14 protein-coding genes and 1 pseudogene are annotated in these 18923 nt (G+C 61.3%); 9 read left to right on the top strand and 6 right to left on the bottom strand.

Annotated features, from left to right (window positions below):
- The first annotated feature begins 4 nt into the window (after window positions 1–4).
- The 4 genes from AADW18_RS16775 to AADW18_RS16790 all read left to right on the top strand — a co-directional run bounded on the left by AADW18_RS16775 (window position 5) and on the right by AADW18_RS16790 (window position 4244).
- Window positions 5–382 (top strand): VOC family protein, encoded by a 378-nt coding sequence (locus AADW18_RS16775; protein WP_337344533.1) that lies wholly within the window; start codon window positions 5–7, stop codon window positions 380–382.
- A gap of 168 nt (window positions 383–550) precedes the next feature.
- The gene (locus AADW18_RS16780) at window positions 551–748 is read left to right on the top strand and encodes a hypothetical protein (RefSeq protein ID WP_337344534.1); all 198 of its coding nucleotides are present in this window, start codon (window positions 551–553) and stop codon (window positions 746–748) included.
- A 357-nt stretch (window positions 749–1105) separates the two neighbouring features.
- Window positions 1106–2698 carry a glucan 1,4-alpha-maltotetraohydrolase domain-containing protein gene (locus tag AADW18_RS16785; RefSeq protein WP_337344535.1) on the top strand — a complete coding sequence of 531 codons (1593 nt, stop codon included), beginning with the start codon at window positions 1106–1108 and terminating at the stop codon, window positions 2696–2698.
- Window positions 2699–2849: 151 nt separating this feature from the next.
- Window positions 2850–4244, top strand: coding sequence for a hypothetical protein (locus tag AADW18_RS16790; protein ID WP_337344536.1), 1395 nt, complete (start codon window positions 2850–2852; stop codon window positions 4242–4244).
- A gap of 137 nt (window positions 4245–4381) precedes the next feature.
- Here the strand turns inward: AADW18_RS16790 and AADW18_RS16795 are convergent, their stop codons facing one another.
- Both AADW18_RS16795 and AADW18_RS16800 read right to left on the bottom strand, forming a co-directional pair.
- Complete coding sequence (locus AADW18_RS16795; RefSeq protein WP_337344537.1) at window positions 4382–4693, bottom strand: hypothetical protein; 312 nt, start codon at window positions 4691–4693, stop codon at window positions 4382–4384.
- 163 nt (window positions 4694–4856) lie between these two features.
- Window positions 4857–5597 (bottom strand): 3-oxoacyl-ACP reductase family protein, encoded by a 741-nt coding sequence (locus AADW18_RS16800; protein WP_337344538.1) that lies wholly within the window; start codon window positions 5595–5597, stop codon window positions 4857–4859.
- Window positions 5598–5695: 98 nt separating this feature from the next.
- Here AADW18_RS16800 and AADW18_RS16805 point away from each other — a divergent pair, with 98 nt between their 5' ends.
- A complete protein-coding gene (locus AADW18_RS16805; protein WP_337344539.1) occupies window positions 5696–6361 on the top strand; it encodes a TetR/AcrR family transcriptional regulator in 666 nt (221 codons plus the stop codon).
- Window positions 6362–6595: 234 nt separating this feature from the next.
- Window positions 6596–8938, top strand: coding sequence for a transcriptional regulator (locus AADW18_RS16810; RefSeq protein ID WP_337344540.1), 2343 nt, complete (start codon window positions 6596–6598; stop codon window positions 8936–8938).
- 228 nt (window positions 8939–9166) lie between these two features.
- Here AADW18_RS16810 and AADW18_RS16815 read toward each other — a convergent pair whose 3' ends face one another.
- Window positions 9167–10063 (bottom strand): LysR family transcriptional regulator, encoded by an 897-nt coding sequence (locus AADW18_RS16815; RefSeq protein ID WP_337344541.1) that lies wholly within the window; start codon window positions 10061–10063, stop codon window positions 9167–9169.
- Between the two features lie 170 nt (window positions 10064–10233).
- Here AADW18_RS16815 and AADW18_RS16820 point away from each other — a divergent pair, with 170 nt between their 5' ends.
- Window positions 10234–11073, top strand: coding sequence for an N-acyl homoserine lactonase family protein (locus tag AADW18_RS16820; protein WP_337344542.1), 840 nt, complete (start codon window positions 10234–10236; stop codon window positions 11071–11073).
- A 912-nt stretch (window positions 11074–11985) separates the two neighbouring features.
- Window positions 11986–15306, top strand: a complete 3321-nt coding sequence (locus AADW18_RS16825; protein WP_337344543.1) for an autotransporter outer membrane beta-barrel domain-containing protein — start codon at window positions 11986–11988, stop codon at window positions 15304–15306.
- Between the two features lie 92 nt (window positions 15307–15398).
- On the opposite strand, the gene AADW18_RS16830 is transcribed toward AADW18_RS16825, so the two are convergent.
- Window positions 15399–15944 (bottom strand): hypothetical protein, encoded by a 546-nt coding sequence (locus AADW18_RS16830; protein ID WP_337344544.1) that lies wholly within the window; start codon window positions 15942–15944, stop codon window positions 15399–15401.
- Window positions 15945–16496: 552 nt separating this feature from the next.
- The gene (locus AADW18_RS16835) at window positions 16497–17036 is read right to left on the bottom strand and encodes a DUF2867 domain-containing protein (RefSeq protein WP_337344545.1); all 540 of its coding nucleotides are present in this window, start codon (window positions 17034–17036) and stop codon (window positions 16497–16499) included.
- Between the two features lie 165 nt (window positions 17037–17201).
- Here AADW18_RS16835 and AADW18_RS16840 point away from each other — a divergent pair, with 165 nt between their 5' ends.
- Window positions 17202–18095 (top strand): alpha/beta fold hydrolase, encoded by an 894-nt coding sequence (locus AADW18_RS16840; RefSeq protein ID WP_337344546.1) that lies wholly within the window; start codon window positions 17202–17204, stop codon window positions 18093–18095.
- Window positions 18096–18103: 8 nt separating this feature from the next.
- Here the strand turns inward: AADW18_RS16840 and AADW18_RS16845 are convergent.
- A pseudogene (locus tag AADW18_RS16845) lies at window positions 18104–18923 on the bottom strand (nicotinate phosphoribosyltransferase); the annotation flags it as partial.

The following is an 18923-nucleotide window of genomic DNA, read 5'->3' on the forward strand; positions in this document are numbered from 1 at the left end:
CGCCATGTTGCAGAACCATCCCCTATACGCTTATCTGCCCGCGAGCGACGTCGCCAGGGCGCGCCGGTTTTATGAGGACACGCTGGGATTCACGCCGGGCGAGGAGCAGGCCGGTGGCGTGACCTACCACTTCGGCGTTGGCACCGCCGGTTTCCTGTACCCCACGCCGAACGCGGGCACATCAAGAGCGAGCCAAGCGTTCTGGCAAGTCGAGGACATCGAGCGTGAAGTCGCCGATCTGAAGGAACGTGGTGTAACCCTTGAGCATTACGACATGCCGGGAGCGACCGCGGATAGCGACATCGTGACGGCGGGTGGCGCCAAGGCCGCCTGGTTCAAGGACAGCGAAGGCAACATCCTGGCGGTGATTCAGCAACTCTAGGTAAGGCATGCCTCGGTCACCGCTATCCCGATTCTCCATTTCCGACGCTCGATTTCCGGCTTTTCACCGGCGTTTCGCGCTCACTGCGTAGAGTCGCAGGCTCCTATCTTGGAAGGAGCCCACCATGTCGTTCACTTTCACTGAAGCGCCGTCTGGCGCGTTGCCGTCATGACCCCGCTGGATAAACCGTTGCGCCGCGAAGTCGTCGTTGGGGATACCCACTACACCCTGATGATCGATCCTGACGGTCTCAAGCTGACCGAGAAAGGCAAACGCAAGGGCGTCGAATTGAGCTGGAAGGATCTAACCTCCGGCGACGCCGCATTGGCGACTGCCTTGCAGGCGTCCGTATCTGGTTCGCGTTGAGCGACACAGGCCGCAGAACAAGCTTCCAGTGCGCGCACCGTGGGACGGCAGCGCGCACCATCGCCATCTGGAAGGATCCGCTCTCGTAGGATGCGATGAGCGCAGCGAATCGCATCTGTCGCGAGCGGCATCAGCGCACTTCTTTTTCCTGCCGCGCCTGATGTACTCGCCTATCGCGTGTCCGTAATTCCCATTATCCGGCGACGATTAGAACTCCGGGGCATCGATCACGCACCATTAACAGCTGCCGCGCTATTCCAGCGCGCTCAAGGAGAGAAGTCTCCGTCCTTAAGGAATAGGACCATGGCACGTCATGCGAGCAGGACGGGATACTTGCTTCTGGTGATCTTGGGATGCATGGGAAATGCCCGAGGCGCCGACACTGCCGGCAAGAGCCCGAATGGCGTCCGCTATCACGGCGGCGACGAAATCGTCCTTCAGGGTTTCCACTGGAACGTGATCCGCACCGTGCCAGCGGGTTGGTACGGAGTACTCAAGGACAAAGCGCCAACGATTGCAGCCGATGGTTTCACGGCGGTGTGGATGCCGCCTCCCTGGCGCGACTCCTCCAGTTGGAACGATGCGGCCACCGGCATCTCGGGTGGCGGCGAAGGCTACTTCTGGCACGACTTCAACAAGAACAGCCGCTACGGCAGTGATGCGCAGTTGAAGGCCGCGGCCGCCGCGTTGAACCAGGCCAAGGTCAAGCCGATCTACGACATCGTGCCTAATCACAACAACCGCGCCATCGTCGATAAGGAGCTCGATATACCGCAAGGTCAGCAGCGCTGGCGAAAGGATTGTCCGGATCCGGGTAACGGTCCCTCCGAGTGCGACGATGGCGACCCTTTCATGAGCGGTGATGCCGATCTCAATCTTGGCAACGCGCAGAACATCTCGATGTTCCAGCAAGAACTGATCGCCCTGCGTAACCAATACGGCGGCGGTGGTTTTCGCTTCGACTTTATCCGCGGTTATGCAGGTAGGCACGTCCACGACTGGATGGTCGCGGCTGACGATGGCGGCCTGTGCGTGGGTGAACTATGGAAAGGGCCCAGTGAGTTTCCGCAAGGTGATCCACGACGCAACCAGAGCTGGCAGGAAATTCTGAAGGGTTGGTCGGATGAGGCCAAATGCACCGTGTTCGATTTCGCCCTGAAGGAGCGCATGCAGAACGGCACCATTGCGGAATGGAGGCATGGCCTCAATGGCAATCCCGATCCACGCTGGCGCGAAGTGGCCGTCACTTTCGTCGACAACCACGACACCGGCTATTCGCCTGGCCCGCATGATGGTCAGCATCATTGGGCATTGCCGGACCCACTACGCAAGCAGGCGTACGCCTACATCCTGTCCAGTCCGGGCACACCGGCGGTGTATTGGCCGCACATGTACGACTGGGGACTGGGCGACTACATCCGGCAACTCATCCAGATCCGCCGCGGCGCCGGCGTGCGGGCCGATTCAGAGATCAAGTTTCATACGAACTATTCCGGCCTGGTTGCCACCATCAACGGTACGCAGCGGCAACTTGTCTTGGCGCTGAATTCAAACCTATCCAATCCAGGACAGGTAGCGGCGGGAAGTTTCGTTTCTGCCATGAACGCCGAGAGCGGTCAAATACGAATTTGGCACTCCGGCGGGGCAACGGGGCTCGTCAATGTGCTGTTTCAATGCGACAACGGCAACACGCAGCCAGGCGATAGCGTCTACGTCGCCGGCAGTAGCGCCGAGCTGGGCAATTGGGACCCGGCCAAAGCCGTTCGCCTGACCGACAACAGCGCTTATCCCACATGGAAAGGACACATTGCTCTGCCGCCTGGGCAAGCCGTGGAGTGGAAATGCCTGATCCGCAGCGAAAGCAATGCGACACAGGTAAAAACCTGGCAGCCAGATCCGAACAATCGCCTTACGCCTGCCGAAGGCGCTACGGCAGTCGGACGCTTCTAAGAACAGGCGAAGGTCCTTAAGAAGAGCCTGGATGTAGTCCGCGCCGACATCGCCGGGCAACAGTTCAGTTGTGCGACCCGCTGTAGCGGATCCGGAGTAGGCAAACACACCTCCTGCACGGACCGTCCATATCTACACAAGGAGAAACACCGTGAAGTGCATCCACCACCGTTTGCGGCGCATGGCAGCGACCATCGTCACCTTCGCCCTGGCCCTGACCGCCGTCGCGATTCCACCCGCTTCTGCAGCCAGCGGCGATCTGGACGCAACGTTTGGCACCAACGGCATCACAACCACCGACTTCAGCAGCACCGTCTTACTCTCCATGCCGGCCACCGGCAGCGCCACGCTGATCCAGCCGGATGGGAAGATCGTCGTAACCGGACGCGACGGAATCAATCAACCCGGCATTGGCGGCAATCCGAAGGTCGCCCTCGCCCGCTACAACGCTAACGGAACGCTGGACGCGACTTTCGGCACCGGCGGTAAGGTCTTGATCTCTTTCTTTCCTGCTCCGCAGATCAACCTTGCCCGCGCCATCACCATCCAGACGGATGGAAAACTCGTCGTGGCCGGCATGGCCGGCCCCAATGAACAGACAGCCTCCGGCGCGCTCGCCCGCTTCAATTCCGACGGCACCTTGGACGCTACGTTCGGTACTGGCGGCAAAGTCCTGCTCAACGTGTCCGCCGGACTCGGCAACGGTTTCCGCGGCGTCACTGTTCAGTCGGATGGAAAAATCGTTGCTGTTGGCGCTGCCGGACAGAATGCCATGGTCGCCCGCTTCAACACCAACGGCACCTTGGACACCACCTTCGGTGGGAGTGGGACGGGCTGGGTGATACCGGCCCTCCTCGCCGGTTCGCATTTTTTTGATGTCAAGCTGGATGCTTCCGGCCGCATCAACGCGGCGGGGTTCGTCATCACTGCCCTTCCCCTTAGCCAGGATGCCTACCTCGCGGCCCGCTTCACCACTGCCGGAATCCCGGACACGACGTTCGATTCCGACGGGTTTTCCGTCGTAAGCCTGACCCTACTCAACGATCTCGCTTTCTCGCTCGCGCTGGACAGCTCCGGCAGGCTCCTGCTCACCGGCATCGCAAATGCGACTAACCCGTTTGGCACCATCGGCGACGGCGAGTTCGGCACCATCCGTCTTACTACCAACGGCAGCCTGGACACTACCTTCGGCAGTGGCGGCATCGTGACTACCAATCTTTCGGTTCTGGTGGACGGAGCCCGCTCCATCAACATTCAGTCCGATGGCAAGATCGTCCTCACTGGCCAGAGTTTTGAAGCCACACCCTTCCCGCTGGATCCCACCACCGGGGACTGGACCATCGTCCGCTATGCCGCCAACGGCACTCTGGACACCACCTTCAGTGCCGACGGCATTGTCACCACGCCGTTCGGTGCAGGCGGAGACTCCGCGAACAGCGCTGCGATTGACGCCAATGGCAAGCTTGTTGTCGGCGGCGGAGCGACCGTCACCAAGCCCAACGGCTTACCCGGGTTGAACTTCGCGGTCGCCCGTTACGATCTGTAGAACGAACGGCTGCTTCGTCACCCGAGAGCGGGGGCGTATACCTCCGCTCTTGGGGGCGTTCTGGCTACGACCGGCGCCGCCTGATAAAAGACGCGCACTGACTGTTCCATCGCGAGAAAGCGGGGCCGTGGCCTACCCTATGGAAGCGTGAATTTACGCGTGGAGCGTAGCGGCCATAGTGAAGTGAAACGCGCGCCACCCACCAACCGGTAAGCCGCCGACACGCCGTGCACGAGGCCAAGGTTTTCCAGGACGCTCCGCACGCGCCGAAAGGTATCCTTCGGCTCGGCTGTCATCATGAAGAAATTGATCTCTTTTGGACTGATGTCATAGCCTTCCAGCTCGACAGCATCGCCCAGCGCCTGCTTCAGCTCGACCTCGAGCGTCTTGAGGAAGCCTTCGTCAGTAAGGGATTTGCGCCAGAACTTGATGATGAGTTGGTATTGCATCGGTGGATTGTAGCGCGCAACGCAGCCCTTGGCCGGTACGGTACTCGTAGAGCGGAGCTTGCTCCGCTGCTTTTTCAGTCTCCGTACGTGGAGCAAGAACAGCGGAGCAAGCTCCGCTCTACGGTAAGCACAAAGCGGCTATTCGCTATCGCCTCTGCTTTCGTCAGGCACTAAAGCCGCCATCGACCGCGATCGACGCACCGGTTACGAAGCGGCCGCCCTCGCCTGCCAGCATTGCCACCATGGCGGCGATGTCGTCTACGTGGCCATAGCGCCGCAACGCCAATCCCTGCCGCAGGGCTTCAGCGTCCGGTCCGTTGGCGGGATTCATGTCGGTATCCACCGGCCCGGGCTGGATTACGTTCGCGGTGATACCACGCGGGCCCAGGTCTTGCGCCAGTCCCTTGCTGAGCCCGATCAACGCGGCCTTGCTGGCGGCGTACACCGTCATGTTCGGACCACCGACGCGTTCACCCAGGCAGCTGCCGATGTTGATGATGCGACCACCGCCGTGCATATGCCGCGCCGCCACCTGCGCCGCGATGAATGACGCACGCACGTGGATCGCCATGGTGCGGTCGAAGGTTTCCAGGGTGACCTCGTCCAGCGGTCCATACGGAAAGACGCCGGCATTGTTGACCAGGATGTCGATACGACCGAGTTCGGCCACCGTCCGCTCGACGGCATCGCTGACGGCTTGTGGGTCGGCGCTGTCGGCGGCGATGGCCAGCGCCTTGCGTCCGGACTGTTCGATAGCCGCGGCAACGGCTCGGGCGTCGCTCGCGGCGCTGGCAAAGGTCAATGCGACATCGGCTCCGTCTCGCGCCAGCCGTTTGGCAATCGCCGCTCCAATGCCGCGACTGCCGCCAGTCACCAGCGCAACTTTCCCGTTCAGTCCTGCCATGTCATGTTCCTTTATGTACCGGTTGGTATTTAATAATGATCGATTGATCTCCAGCGTCAAGTGATTTATGTTCCACCCGGTATGAAAAGGACCGTTCCATGAACGTGCGAGGTCGTCCCCGCGGTTTCGACCGGGAAGCGGCCCTGCACGCTGCAATGCTGGTGTTCTGGCAGCGCGGCTATGAAGGCGCTTCGCTCGGCGCGTTGACAGAAGCAATGGGTATAAACAAGCCCAGCCTGTATGCGACGTTCGGCGACAAGGAAGCGTTGTTCCGCGAAGCGGTTGAGCTCTACGAGCGCGAAGAGAACGCCACCGCACGCGCCTTGCGGGAACAACCCACTGCCCGCGCCGCGGTGGAGACCATGCTGCGCGACAACGCCGACGCCTATTGCCGCGCTGACACGCCGCGCGGCTGCCTGGTCGTGCTGTCAGCTGCCAGCTGCGCGCCGGAACACGAATCGGTGCGGAAGCAATTAGCCAACTGCCAGCGTTCGGTATTCGAAGCATTGCGGCGCCGGATGAAGCGCGCGGTGAGCGACGGCGAACTTCCGGCGGGCACCGATGTCTCGTCACTGGCGGCTTATTGCGAGACCGTGCTGCAAGGCCTGTCGCTGCAGGCGCACGCCGGTGCAACGCGGGCACGCCTGCAACGTATCGTCGATTACGCCATGGCCGCTTGGGACGTCATGGTCGCCAGCGCGAAGCAGCCGACGCTGAAAGCGATTACATCGACGACCCGCGCGCGGCGCAAGCCAATACCCTAGGGTTTCCCAACGCGAACGCACCAATCGCGTGCGTCATGTAGCGCCTCACCACGGCATCCCAGGTCCCTGGATCTACAAGCTGTTTAGATGCATCCGTCCCTGTTTTGTTCGGCTTCCCTGCTTACACTTGGAGCTGGCGCATGGATGCTATAACGCTCCAGCCGGCACCACCGTGTGCGCAGGCGGTTGCTCCTGCGCGTGGTGTGTCTCCGGGGAAAATACAAGGCGTCGATGTTGATCAAGAAGAGATGCTATCGGTTCGGCGAATTCGAACTGGATACGCGCGCGCGCGAGTTGCTTCAGGACGGCCAACCGGTGGCATTGGCCATGGTCGCCTTCGATTGCCTCGCTTATCTGATAGAGCACCGCGATCGCCCCGTCGGCCGCGACGAACTCATCTCCGCCGTGTGGGGTCGCACCGATGTCAGCGAATCCACGCTTGCGCACACCATCGTGCGCTTGCGCCAGGTGCTTGGCGACAACGGCAACGATCAGCACAGTATCCGCACCGTTCCGCGCCTTGGTTTTCGCTGGATCGCCAACGTCGAGGAAATAACGGAAGCCGCCGATACAGTGCCCGCCAAAGCAGCGGTGCAGGACGTTGCACCGACCGACGCGCAACCAAGTGACGCGCGAGTTCGCGAGCCCAGGGCGTCACTGTCATCGCTGCATCCTCGCTGGCGCTGGCTGATGGCGGCACTGCTGGTGGTTGTGTCCGTTACTGCCTTATTAGCTACCCGGCCACGCCCAGTTCCCGCGCCAGCTCCGCCCGCGGCCGCGCTGGCGCCTGCGGAGCCGTACACCGCATGGGTGATGGTGGCTGAAGTCGACGCGTCCGAAGGTTGGGCCTGGTTGCGCCTGGGGCTGATGGACCTGGTGGCGAACCGGCTACGGCTCGGTGCGCTCCCCACGTTGCCCAGTGAAACAGCGCTGGCGTTGTCGAAGCAGAAACAGGGCTCTCCCGGTGCCGCGCCCGATCCCCGGCTCGGTATCTCGCTACGCGTGCAGCCGCAGGTCGAACACGAAAATGGCATCTGGCGAGTACGCCTGACGGCGTATCCGGAGAAGGGCAGCGTTTTGCATGTCGATGCCGAAGCCCGCGATGTGCTGGTCGCAGCACGCGAGGCCACGGATGATCTGTTGATCGCGCTCGGACATTCGCCGCCGGTGGATGATCACCGTTCACCTGCGGATCCGGAGAAACTGCTGCAGCAGCTTACAGCGGCGCGATTGGCGGGCCACTTGCCGCTGGCGGTGGAATTGCTGCAGCGGGCGCCACCACAATGGCGGGAGCAACCGGAAGTGGCGCTGGTTGCCGCCAAGGTCGATTGCGATCGCGGCGAACGCGAAGCGTGCGAGCAACGTCTGGCGGCGCTGCTGAAGCAGCTTCCGGCCGAAAAGAACCCGGTGCTCCGCGCCCGCGTGCTGACATCAGTGGGCTGGCTGCATGCCAACCGCGCCGAATACGACCAGGCCGACAGCGTGTTGACTGAAGCGCTGGGCCTGTTGCGCGGCCAGAATGCGCCCGGCGTGCTCGGCAATGTCTACTCGTTGCGTGGCTGGGTACGGCTGACCGTATCGCGCCTGGATGAGGCGGTAGCGGATCTGAGCCAAGCGCGCCTGGCTTTCGTCCGCAGCGGCGACATCCGCGAGATCGCCCGCACCGACCAGCGCCTGGGCGTGGTCGCCGGTCGACGCGGCCAGCCCGGAACTGCACTGGCGTTGCTGCAACGTTCCGCCGATCGTTTTGAGGCGGTCGGTGCGGAAACCGATCTCGCCATAACCTTGATCGCGACCGCTGAAGTCCAGGAGCATCTGCTCGAATTCGAGCAGGCATTGGCAACGACCGACCGCTTCTGGTCGCCGCAGTTCGCACGCGATTGGGGGCGCGCCATCTGCCGCGCGTGGGTGCTGGCGCAAAACGGTCGTCTGCAGGAAGCCGCCGCCATGGCCGAGTTCATCCTTGCGGAAGCCGATTCGACGGAAGAAGCGGCCTTGCATGCCGAGGCGCACGCGTTGCTTGCCCGGATCGCACTGCTACGCGGACACTCGGGCGAAGCAGTACGGCTCGCCAGAATAGCGGCGACGCCGGTGTTGGAGGATGGCGATCGCCGCGAATATCTTGGCAACTGGATAGTGCTGATCCGTGGCCTGCGCGACGCTGGCCACACAAAGGCGGCACGGCGCGAAGTCGAGCTCCTGCGCGCCTGGGTCGGCGCCACGCCGGACCATTGGCAGCGCACCGGCGTGGAGTTGATGGAAGCCGAGCAAGACTGGAACGAAGGCCGGCGTGAGCCGGCATTGCGGCACTACGCCGACGCGATGAGCAGCGCCGAACACCTGGGCGTGCCGGAATGGCTGGTAGCCGTGGGCTATTCCTACGCGCCGGCATTGATCGCCTCGGGACAGCTTGAGCAAGCCACCGTGATCGGCGGCCGTATCGGTTTCTGGACCGACCAGGACATGCGCGCCGCGTGGGTACAAGCACGCCTGCATCAGGCGCTTGGCGATGAGAAAGCGGCACAGGCCGCGCAGTTGGTGGCGAAGCGACTGGCGGGTGAGCGGCGGCTTCCGTAACTGTTTTTGATTTTGTGCCGTTCTCTTAGCGCTGGCGCGGATAATTCATTGGAACGGATGATCTGCGCGCTGCCGCGGGCGTTCTTTTCTTTGCACGAGCAAAGAACAGTGACGCCCGCTGCAAGCGCGTAGATCATCAACCCCGGTGAACCGTCCGCGCCAGCGCCAATAACCAAGAACCACAAGAGCGAAGGGTGAAAAAAACCTAGCGCTACCCCGCAACGACTTTCATCCCAGAAACCCCTTCAACCTCCCCTCAACGAAATCCACGAACAACCGCACCTTACTGGCCGCATTCTGTCGAACCGTAGTAACCGCATGGATCGTGTGATCCGCCAACCGATAATCCGGCAACAACTGAACGACTTGGCCATCAAGCACCTCCCGCGTCCAGAACCATGCCGGCATCACCGCCACACCCAACCCCGCAAGCACGGCATCCTGAAGTGCATCGACCGTCGATAGCGCCAAGCTGCCCCGCACTCGCATACTTACTTTGCCATTAGGTCCCTTGAAGTCCCACACGCCCGGGCGCTCGGTGCCGGTGAATATGAGGCACTGGTGTCCCGGTAAATCTTCTGGCGTTTTGATTCGACCATGCCGCCGGATGTAGTCGGGCGAAGCTACCACGATGCGTCGCGAAACCCCGATGGGCCTGGCGACGAGATTGGAATCCTTCAGCGACGCCATGCGAAACGCGACGTCCACGCGATCTTCGATCAGCTGCGATAGTTGATCGGATAGCACCAGTTCCATTGAAAGCTGCGGATGTTCCTTCTGCCAATCACGAAGCGCCGGAATCAATAGCTTGCGTCCAAAGCCATTCGAGCACGCGACCCGCAACCGACCGTGTAGCCTTCCACGCTCCTGCAGTGCGGATTCCGCCTCGCGCTTGAGTTCAAGCATGCGCAATGCGTGCTGCAGATAGGTTTCACCCTCTTGCGTGAGACTGATCGCACGCGTGGACCGATGAAGCAGCCGGCAGCCCAGATGATTTTCAAGCGCCGCAAGCTGCCGACTGAGTGTGGCCTGCGTCGTACCCATTGCAATGGACGCGGCCGTGACACTGCCGGATTCGGCGATGGCGACGAATGCCTCGATGTGTTCGAGCAGTCCGTTATTCATACGTTTTACTCATAAGTGTTACGCGCTGGCGCCGTTGTCATGCACGTCTTTCGTTTCTACCGTTTCGCCCACCGGGGAACGGACATGTGCCGCTCCCGACTCCACTCGCTTGCGCAAGGCTTACTGCCTGTGCGCGAACCCTATTCCTAATCAACGACTTCGAGTTATCCATGCGCTTACTGATCAGATTGATAGCCGCTCTCGCTTTAAGCTTCGATGTTGCAGTCGCAGCTCCGTCACCAAGTCCCCCGCTCCGCCTCTACGTTATGGATTGCGGTCGGGCCGAGTTCAAGGATCTCGGGCCGTTTTCGGATACGGGCGACTATGACGGGCATCCCGGAACGCTGATGACTCCGTGCTTCCTCATCCGGCACCCGAAAGGCGACATGCTCTGGGAAGCAGGGCTCGGCGACAAGTACGCTGCGGATTCCGGTGGTGTGGCGTTGCCCAACTACCGTGCCGTCGTGCCCAATACAGTCGAGAGTCAACTACGCGAGCTGGGGCTTGGGTTCGCCGATATCGACTACTTCGCGTTCTCCCACGGCCATGCCGATCACTTGGGCAATGCCGACAAACTGGGAAACGCCACCTGGGTGGTGAGCGCGAAGGAGCTGGCCTGGATCGATTCCAAACCCGCTCCGCCGCGTACGAACGCCGCATTGATCGCCACCCGCCCTGCAGATAAGACGGTGCTGATAGAAGGGGATCATGATGTGTTCGGCGACGGGTCGGTCCGCATCCTGGCCGCACCCGGACACACGCCTGGGCATCAGGTCCTGCTGGTGCAGCTGCCACGGCACGGCGCCGTGCTGCTCTCGGGCGACCTGTACCACAGCGAAGAAAATCGGCGTCAACGGCGGATGCCCGTCTTCAATGTGAGCCGGGCCGACACGTTGGCATCCATGGAACGGATCGAACTCATCCTGCGCAATCGCCCCGCGAAGCTTGTGATCCAGCACTCCGTCGATTCGGTGAAAGCGCTGCCGCATTCACCGCAGTTCATCGACTGAATCGCCTTGCTGGCGTAGGAGCGGCGTCCCGCCGCGAGCTCTTCCATCAGATTGCGACGGAAGCGAAGAGCTCGCGCCGAGACGGCGCTCCTACATGATTCTTTACGCGTTCCTACATGGCCGTTGATCGCGTTCTTTGTCCCGCGAAGGTAGCCCGGATAAGCGAAGCGCCATCCGGGGCTCTGTCATTGACACCGCCAACCCGGGTGCGGCCTGCGGCCTTACCCGGGCTACAGGCTCGCTGAATCGCTTGCTGGCGTAGGAGCGGCGTCCCGCCGCGAGCTCTTTCCATCAGATTGCGACGGAAGTGAAGAGCTCGCGCCGAGACGGCGCTCCTACATGATTCTTTTGCGTTCCTACATGGCGGCGGGTCACCTTTTTGAATCGCGCGAAGGTAGCCCGGATAAGCGAAGCGCCATCCGGGGCTCTGTCATTGACGCCGCGAACCCGGGTGCGGCCTACGGCCTTACCCGGGCTACAGGCTCGCTGAATCGCTTGCTGGCGTAGGAGCGGCGTCCCGCCGCGAGCTCTTCCATCAGATTGCGATGAAAGCGAAGAGCTCGCGTCGAGACGGCGCTCCCACATGATTTCCTATCCTTCCGAGCTACGAGTGTTCTCCGTTTTCTGATGACCCGGTGCTCACCAAAGTGTGCCGTCGTTCGAACAATGAGCATATTCCAGCCGCTCTGCATGTGTTCTGCGCCTAGGATGCATGCGTCGCTACTGTGGTCCAGGCCAGGCTAGGACATCTGTTGCGGTCTGCAGGACCGCTCGCCCAGGTTTTTGCTCGCCATCCGGCGCAGGCCAGGATGAGGGGAAGTGCGCTTGAGCATTCCGGGGAGTGCTCCCGCTTCGATGGATCGCGCGTGGATCGCGTGCTCACGCTCGTTTTTGAACAAATCAAGGAAACCCATGCCTTTCTCGCGCTCCGCCTTGGGCGGCAACGAAGATATTTCGCAGCTACCGCCGCTGTGGCAGCAGTCGATCATCGATCACGCGCGCGAGGAGGCCGAGCGCGCCCTCGCCCAGCGACGCCTCAAGACGCTTTCCTTCTCCATCGTCACAGCGTTGGTGGCCGGGGTGGTAGCACGACCCGCCGCGGTACAGGCCACCGATTACAAGGACACGATCACCGGCGTTGCGGATAACGACAGGGCCGGCGGCACGGGCAATTACAATCCCGGCTACGACATCGTCGAACAGGACAGCACGCTGCATTACCGCTTCGCTGACGGCGACAGCGTCGCGCTGGAAGGCGCCGACGGCGACGTGCGGGCAATGTCGATCACCAGCGGCAACCCGCCGGTGGTGCTCGACGTGGCCGGCGATGGCTGGCTGGAGCTGTCGGCGATCCGCGGCGAGAGCAGCACCGTGGGCAGTGCGGTCGGCATCCTCAACGACGGCAATACGGTCACCGTCAACGGCAATACCAGGATCTCCACCAACGCCGACGACCTGGATTTCGGCATGGTCCGGGGTAGCAGCGCGCAAGGGGTGCTCGGACGCGGCCGCAGCACCACGGTCTTCAACGGCGCCACCGACATCCACGCCCGTACGCAGGGCTTTGCGCGTGCGGTCTGGGCCGACAGAACCAGCACCATCATCTTCAACGGCCCGACCACGATCCTGGCCGAGAGCCGCGGCACGCTCGACGCGGTCTACAGCTTCGATGGCCGCATCACCTTCAACGGCGACACCACCATCTCGGCGCTGTCGATCTGGCCCAGCGACAACGCCCATGCGATCTACAACGACGGCGTCGGCAGCCGGATGACAGTGAACGGCGACCTGTCGCTGACCACGGTCGCGATGGGCTCGACCGCGTTCGGCGTGCGCAACCAGGGGACCATGGAGGTCACCGGCGACACCACGGTCGACGTGAAGGGCCCGCGCTCCACGCACGGGATCGCCAGCTGGCATTGGCGGTCGCGGATGACGTGGAATGGCGATGTCGACGTGCGTGTACGCAGCGAAGGGCCGGAAAACGGCTACACACCGTTCGGCAATCCTTCCGGACTCAAAAACGACCGCTCGCCCGGCGCGGTGATGACGTTCAACGGCGCCGTCAATGTCGACGTCGCCTCAGAGACGGAAACCTACGGCATCGTCAACAGCGGCCTCATCGACTTCACCTCGGCCACCGCGCCGGTGTCGTTCACCGTCGCCAACGTTTGCAACCCGCCCGACCACCCGAATTGTGCTGATGTCGACGTGCACGGCATCCGCAACTTCGGCACTGTCAACGTCGCCGGCGGCCTGACCGTGTCGACCACCGCCGGCGGCACCGGCGCTGCGTATTCGATCTGGAGCGTGCCGATCGACATCCAGGACGCCAGCGTCACCGTCAACCAGGCAGGCGGCCAGCGCGTGCAGCTCGATGGCGACATCGCGACGGCGACCGAAACCGTCAACGGCAACATCGGCTCGGTCGATGTCAATTTCGACACGTCGGATTCGCGGCTGCGCGGCCTGGTCGGTGGCCATCAGACCGATGCCGGCTATACCGTCGGCAAAGCCGACCTGGCGTTTTCCAATGGCGCGGCGTGGGTGCCACAGGGCACCGGCACGCTGAGTAACGATTTTGGGTCGGGTTCGCTGACGCTCGGCGGCAACGGTGCGATCGACATGGCGGGCTACTGGGGCAGTTTCGTGCCCGGCGCCGTACCGGCGCATGCCTATCGCCGCTTGATGATCGATAGCAGCAATAGCAGCACCGGCGCGACTGTGGCGCTTGCCGACGGCGCGAAGTTCAAGCTGCTCAGCGACATCACCGGCAAGTCGGGTACCGCCACTGCCGACCAGATCGTATTTGGCACCGGGATCAAGAACTTCTCCGCCATAGGTACTCAGAGCGTTGAGGTCGTCTACGACCCCGTGCTGGATGACACGTCGTGGGTCAACGCCGCGGCGATCCGCGACGGAAAATCGATCGCTGCTACCTCGCCAATCGACATCGTCGACGCCAGCGCGGCCGCGGGCGGCACCGCCACATTCTCGGCAGCGGCGGGCGTGAATGGTCAATGGAGTGGAACCTACGAAAACGCACTGGTGCAATTCACTTACGTGCCGCAGGTGGCATTGACTGCTGACCGAAAGAAGATCGTGCTGACCGGCATCAATATTGTGGGAACCGGCAGCACGGGCGGCACGGGGACTGATCCAGGGACTAATCCTGGCACCGGGACCGGCACCGACCCTGGCACCAATCCTGGCACTGGAACGGGCACCGATCCTGGTACTAATCCCGGCACCGGAACGGGCACCGGCAATGAAACAGGCACGGACACAGGCGCAGGCATCCTGCCATCGCAAACCGTACTGACAGCAGCGGACGCTGCGGATAGCGTCTTGAATCTGTGGAAGATCAGCGGGCAAACTTCGTTGCAACACCTGCGCAACCAGATGCGCGAAGCAGACGCGGATCAGTCCAACGTCTGGGCGAAAGCCACCACCGGCGAACTCACCGCAAGAACCGCGTATTCCCGCCGCTATCGCCAGGACTACAGCAGCGTGACTTTCGGTGCGGACCGCAGCTTCGTGCTGGATTCCGCGTCAGGTTCGCTCGGCTTCACCGCAGGAAAGATCCGCTCGACGGCCGACTACGCGCAGGGCCGGGGCGACCTGACGGGAACCACGCTGGGATTGTACGGCCAGTGGAGTGCGGACAACGGTACGTATGTGTTGCTCGGTACCAACGCTTCATCACTGAAGAACCGATACAGGGCTAGCGACTCCGAAGGGCGCGCCATCGCCGGCGAATATCGGACTCAAGCGGGCCAGCTTTATGTCGAAGGGGGCCGCACATTCAAGCTTGCCAACGCCTATTACATCGAACCCCAACTCGCTCTGTCCGCCAGTGCGATCAGCGCCAGCAGGCACTCCACCAGCAATGGCGTGCACATTGATCAGGACAAGCTCGATACTTCATTCGCGCGGGCGGGCGTTACCTTCGGCAAGGTGCTGCAAGGGCAGCGACTCAACGGTAATGTCTACGCGCGGGCATCGGCACTGCATTACCTGGGCGACAACGTGGACATCACCGCATCCAGGGACGGAGGCAGCATCGTCCCGGAGTCTCTAGACCGCGAAGGCACTCAGGGCGAGCTGCTGGTAGGCGGCGATATGGTTCTCGGCAATGGGCGTACCGGCTTGTTCCTGGAAGCGGCTGGAACCGCCGGGGCGGAAACGAAACAGCATTGGACCGTCCAGGCGGGATTCCGACATAGCTGGTAGTTGTACTCGCCTGCACATCACCCTTTCAATCGCTCTTTCGATTCAACGGGCGCTGCAAAAAGCGCCCGTTGAAAGGAGGCACCCTTTCGCCATTACAGGTTCAGGTCGATAAAGGCAGCTTCACTAAATCCCGAGACATAGTAGATGGGATTTCCCAGTAAACAGTTCGCTACATTGTTAGTCGATGGCAGGAACGCCGCCGCGACAGTAAAGGAACCGCCAGTTCCATGCCCGCTGTTCACCCGGAATGTTGCTACTGCCGGCGTTATACCGACGGCACCTATGGTGACCACCGACTCCAAAGTGATGTTGCTGGTGGTATTGTCGCTCCAGTTCATAATCCCTGTTCCTGGCGTCACTGAGTTCAGCACCGATAGGCATGAGGACGCCGTGGTGGTCCCTGTCCAGACGAACTTGATGGGGGTGGCGCTCATTCCCACTGGAGTACAGAGCGAATAGATCGAACCAAGCTCGATGTTTTGACCTGATGGTATGAAGTACAAACCTTGTGGGAAATGAATATAGTTCGCGCTGGCGCAACCCTGAAACTGGACAGCTTCCGCAGTACGCATCCCAGTCGTTCCAAACAACAGCATCACGAAGCCAAAAACCAGATATTTACGAACGAGTCCACGCATGGCACTTCTCCTTGAGTATGCTTTCCCTGGGGTATCCGTTTTATCGCAAGCACCAACGCTCAAGCGATGCACGGAATATGAGCCGCACGACCAGCACCAGCATCACCTCCTCGGATGCTCGGGAAATAACCGAACCGCGGCAAACACGACTGATCCGTGAATTTTCTTCGCTAAAAACACAGCACATCGCCATATGGTGAATGTAGTGTTCCGCCTGAACGAGGATGACGGCGAAGTCGCTCACCATACGCCGATGCGTTCGATGACTCACACCGCTCATCGGTTCACTTCGCAAGCGGCAAAAAGACACCTGCAGGTAATTGCATTACGCAATTTCGGCTTAGGCGTTCTGCCGTTTCGCTTCAGATAGGTACATGCATGTATTTACTGAGCGTTATCGAGTTCGCAGGGCACGAATCCCCCCATAGGCAACCGACGGACGGCGCGGCCTGATGCGGCACGGCATGCGGGCAAGACAATGACCCGTACCTGATTTTCCAACGCTGGGGTTTACCTCGCTGACCGATACACAGCGACGAGCGTAGGCTCGTCCTACCTAGCCTTTGGCCAACCCCTGCGTGCGGCGTGGCGCATGCTGGATTGGACGAGAAGGCGATGAAACGGCGCAACGATGAAGATGTACAAGCGGCCCAAACGGTTATGGCAGTGCACGACGGTCGACAAGGTCAGACGTTGCTTGCTTGAGGGCGCCGCGGCATCCGAATAAAGAACGGAAAGCCTGAAATCGAGGTGCTTGTCGTCTTCGCCAAGAATCAGCTCCGCCTTCTCCTTGCCATATATCTTGAATATACCGACGCGATTCTCCTTGTTCTTTTCGTCAACTGCCTTGAGTTGCCTGGAGGTCTTAAGACCGAAACCCGCCACCACGGTATCTCGTATCTTCATAAGCCCATTCATCCACGGCGGGAGCACCGAAAAAATGAATCTCGCCAGCACTTCAGGATCAGCCGATGTCCCGCTTGGAAGCTCTATCGAATAGGCGTCCGCGAGATTGACCGTCGCATACAGCGTGGTGACGCGGGACTCCGGTGGGAGCGACACGGCAGCTACATGGCGCGGTTTGTCCGGCATGATGCATCCTTGATAAAGTTTTACTGCGATTTGACCGCGCCCCGCCGCTTCACGGATGTGCTTGGCCCTCGACGAGCAACGTACAGGCAGCTGATTGTACGGCCGGCGCTTCGTGTTTTCTTCCCAAGCCGATGGTCATGGCGAACCCACGGAACGCATAGCACCATGAAGACAGAGCGCACGCTGTTCTTATCTGGCGGAGACGTATGCGTCGGTTATGTGTACCAAGTCGAAGGCTCCTTCGCGTCCCGCCCCGCCGTTGTCATGGCGCATGGCTTTGGAGGGACGCAGGAGGGCTCGCTTGCAAGGACAGCTGAAGACTTTTCCCGGGCCGGCTTTGTCGTCCTGACGTTCGACTACCGTAATTTCGGCGAAAGCGACGGCGCGCCGCGGCAGGTTATTTCCATTCCGATGCAACTCGAGGATTGGCACGCCGCAATCGCGCACGCTCGCGTACTTCCAGGGGTCGATCCCACCAGAGTGGCGATCTGGGGAAGCTCGCTGAGCGGTGGCCACGTTGTCGAGGTCGCGGCTCAAGACCGAACGCTGGCCGCTGTGATCGCGCAGGTACCGTTCAACGGCTTCCCCAATAAGGTGGAAGGACGCACCCGCCGGGAGACCTGGCGGCTGATGCGCGCCATTCTCAAAGACTGGTGGAACGGAAAGAGAGGACGCGAGCCCTTTTATATACCCGTGGTCGGGCGGCGAGGCGAACTCGCCGTCATGGCGTTCGATGAAGCCGAAGAGATCATCCACTCGATGGAAAACAAGACATGGCGTAATCAGGTCGCTCCGCGCGTACTGCTAGACATGTTGCTTTGGTATCGGCCCGGCCGGAAAGCGCGCAGGCTCGGTATGCCGATCCTTGTTTGCCTTGCGGAACGAGATCAACAGACACCGCCGCGGCTCGGCAGCAAGATCGCCGAAAAAGCGCCGCTAGGTGAACTGCGCCGTTATTCCTTCACGCATTTCGATTTCTACAAGGAACCCATTCGCTCGCGGATTGCAAAAGATCAGATCAGCTTTCTGGCCACGCATCTCCTTGCTTCCGATGACTGAGTAGCCAATCAAAGCCGAGCGGCGTTGGCGCGGGCGCGGATCTCGGCAAAGGTCCAGTCATGGGCGATCTTGCCGTCCTCCCAGATGATCACCATTGCATCATCAAAACCCGCAGGCTTTTCGGCTTCCGCCAGTGATTCGGCTTCGGCTGAAATCGGGACGGTACGGAAGCTTCCGTACTCGCGATGCTGCTGTAACGTCATGCGACCACGTTTGCTTTGCTTGTCCTTGTCAGTGACCGGGTCCTTGTAGACATCGATCCATTTGCCATCGACGCGGGCCGCTGAGCATTTGAGCGCGAATTTCTGTGTGTCGCGATCCAGGCGCTGCAGCAGCGCGCCACCCATGCCGAAGGCCACGTTATCGGTGGCGTAGCCGGCGCTGGTGATGCGTTCGAGGATGGCGCGGATGCTGATCGGGTTCGCCCTGGATTACGCGGACGTGGTTGAGCACCTTGTAGCCGTTGCCATTGACGGTATGGCCGAAGGCTTCGTCCAGCAGTTCCAGGCACTGGTGCACCACCGCCACCGGATCGCCCGAGTCCGGGCGGATCACGACGGTGGCGCCGGAGTCGATGACTTCCTGCTTCAGCGTCTTGCCCCAGTGCTCGCGGATGGCGTGGTAGATGTCGTAGCTGTCTGACACCACCGCGACGATCGAGCCGGGCCTGGCAAACTGTTTCAGCATATTGCGATAGGCCTGCACTTCGTTCTCGCGGCCCCAACTGGTGATGGTGCTGTGCTCGGCCGCCGGAATGGAGTAGCCGGCCATCGGCTCGTGGTAATAGGCCTTGGCCAGCTGCAGGCCAGACACCGTATCGGTGCCCAG

The organism is Pseudoxanthomonas sp. CCNWLY206-1, assembly GCF_039710385.1.
In the GTDB taxonomy this organism is placed as follows: Bacteria; Pseudomonadota; Gammaproteobacteria; order Xanthomonadales; family Xanthomonadaceae; genus Pseudoxanthomonas_A.

Excerpts from the sequence above, each read along its gene's own strand:
- AADW18_RS16830 (WP_337344544.1), bottom strand. The coding sequence starts at position 15,944 with ATGCGTGGACTCGTTCGTAAATATCTGGTTTTTGGCTTCGTGATGCTG.
- AADW18_RS16775 (WP_337344533.1), top strand. The coding sequence starts at position 5 with ATGTTGCAGAACCATCCCCTATACGCTTATCTGCCCGCGAGCGACGTC.
- AADW18_RS16825 (WP_337344543.1), top strand. The coding sequence starts at position 11,986 with ATGCCTTTCTCGCGCTCCGCCTTGGGCGGCAACGAAGATATTTCGCAG.
- AADW18_RS16820 (WP_337344542.1), top strand. The coding sequence starts at position 10,234 with ATGCGCTTACTGATCAGATTGATAGCCGCTCTCGCTTTAAGCTTCGAT.
- AADW18_RS16805 (WP_337344539.1), top strand. The coding sequence starts at position 5,696 with ATGAACGTGCGAGGTCGTCCCCGCGGTTTCGACCGGGAAGCGGCCCTG.
- AADW18_RS16815 (WP_337344541.1), bottom strand. The coding sequence starts at position 10,063 with ATGAATAACGGACTGCTCGAACACATCGAGGCATTCGTCGCCATCGCC.
- AADW18_RS16780 (WP_337344534.1), top strand. The coding sequence starts at position 551 with ATGACCCCGCTGGATAAACCGTTGCGCCGCGAAGTCGTCGTTGGGGAT.
- AADW18_RS16835 (WP_337344545.1), bottom strand. The coding sequence starts at position 17,036 with ATGCCGGACAAACCGCGCCATGTAGCTGCCGTGTCGCTCCCACCGGAG.
- AADW18_RS16785 (WP_337344535.1), top strand. The coding sequence starts at position 1,106 with ATGGGAAATGCCCGAGGCGCCGACACTGCCGGCAAGAGCCCGAATGGC.
- AADW18_RS16800 (WP_337344538.1), bottom strand. The coding sequence starts at position 5,597 with ATGGCAGGACTGAACGGGAAAGTTGCGCTGGTGACTGGCGGCAGTCGC.
- AADW18_RS16840 (WP_337344546.1), top strand. The coding sequence starts at position 17,202 with ATGAAGACAGAGCGCACGCTGTTCTTATCTGGCGGAGACGTATGCGTC.
- AADW18_RS16795 (WP_337344537.1), bottom strand. The coding sequence starts at position 4,693 with ATGCAATACCAACTCATCATCAAGTTCTGGCGCAAATCCCTTACTGAC.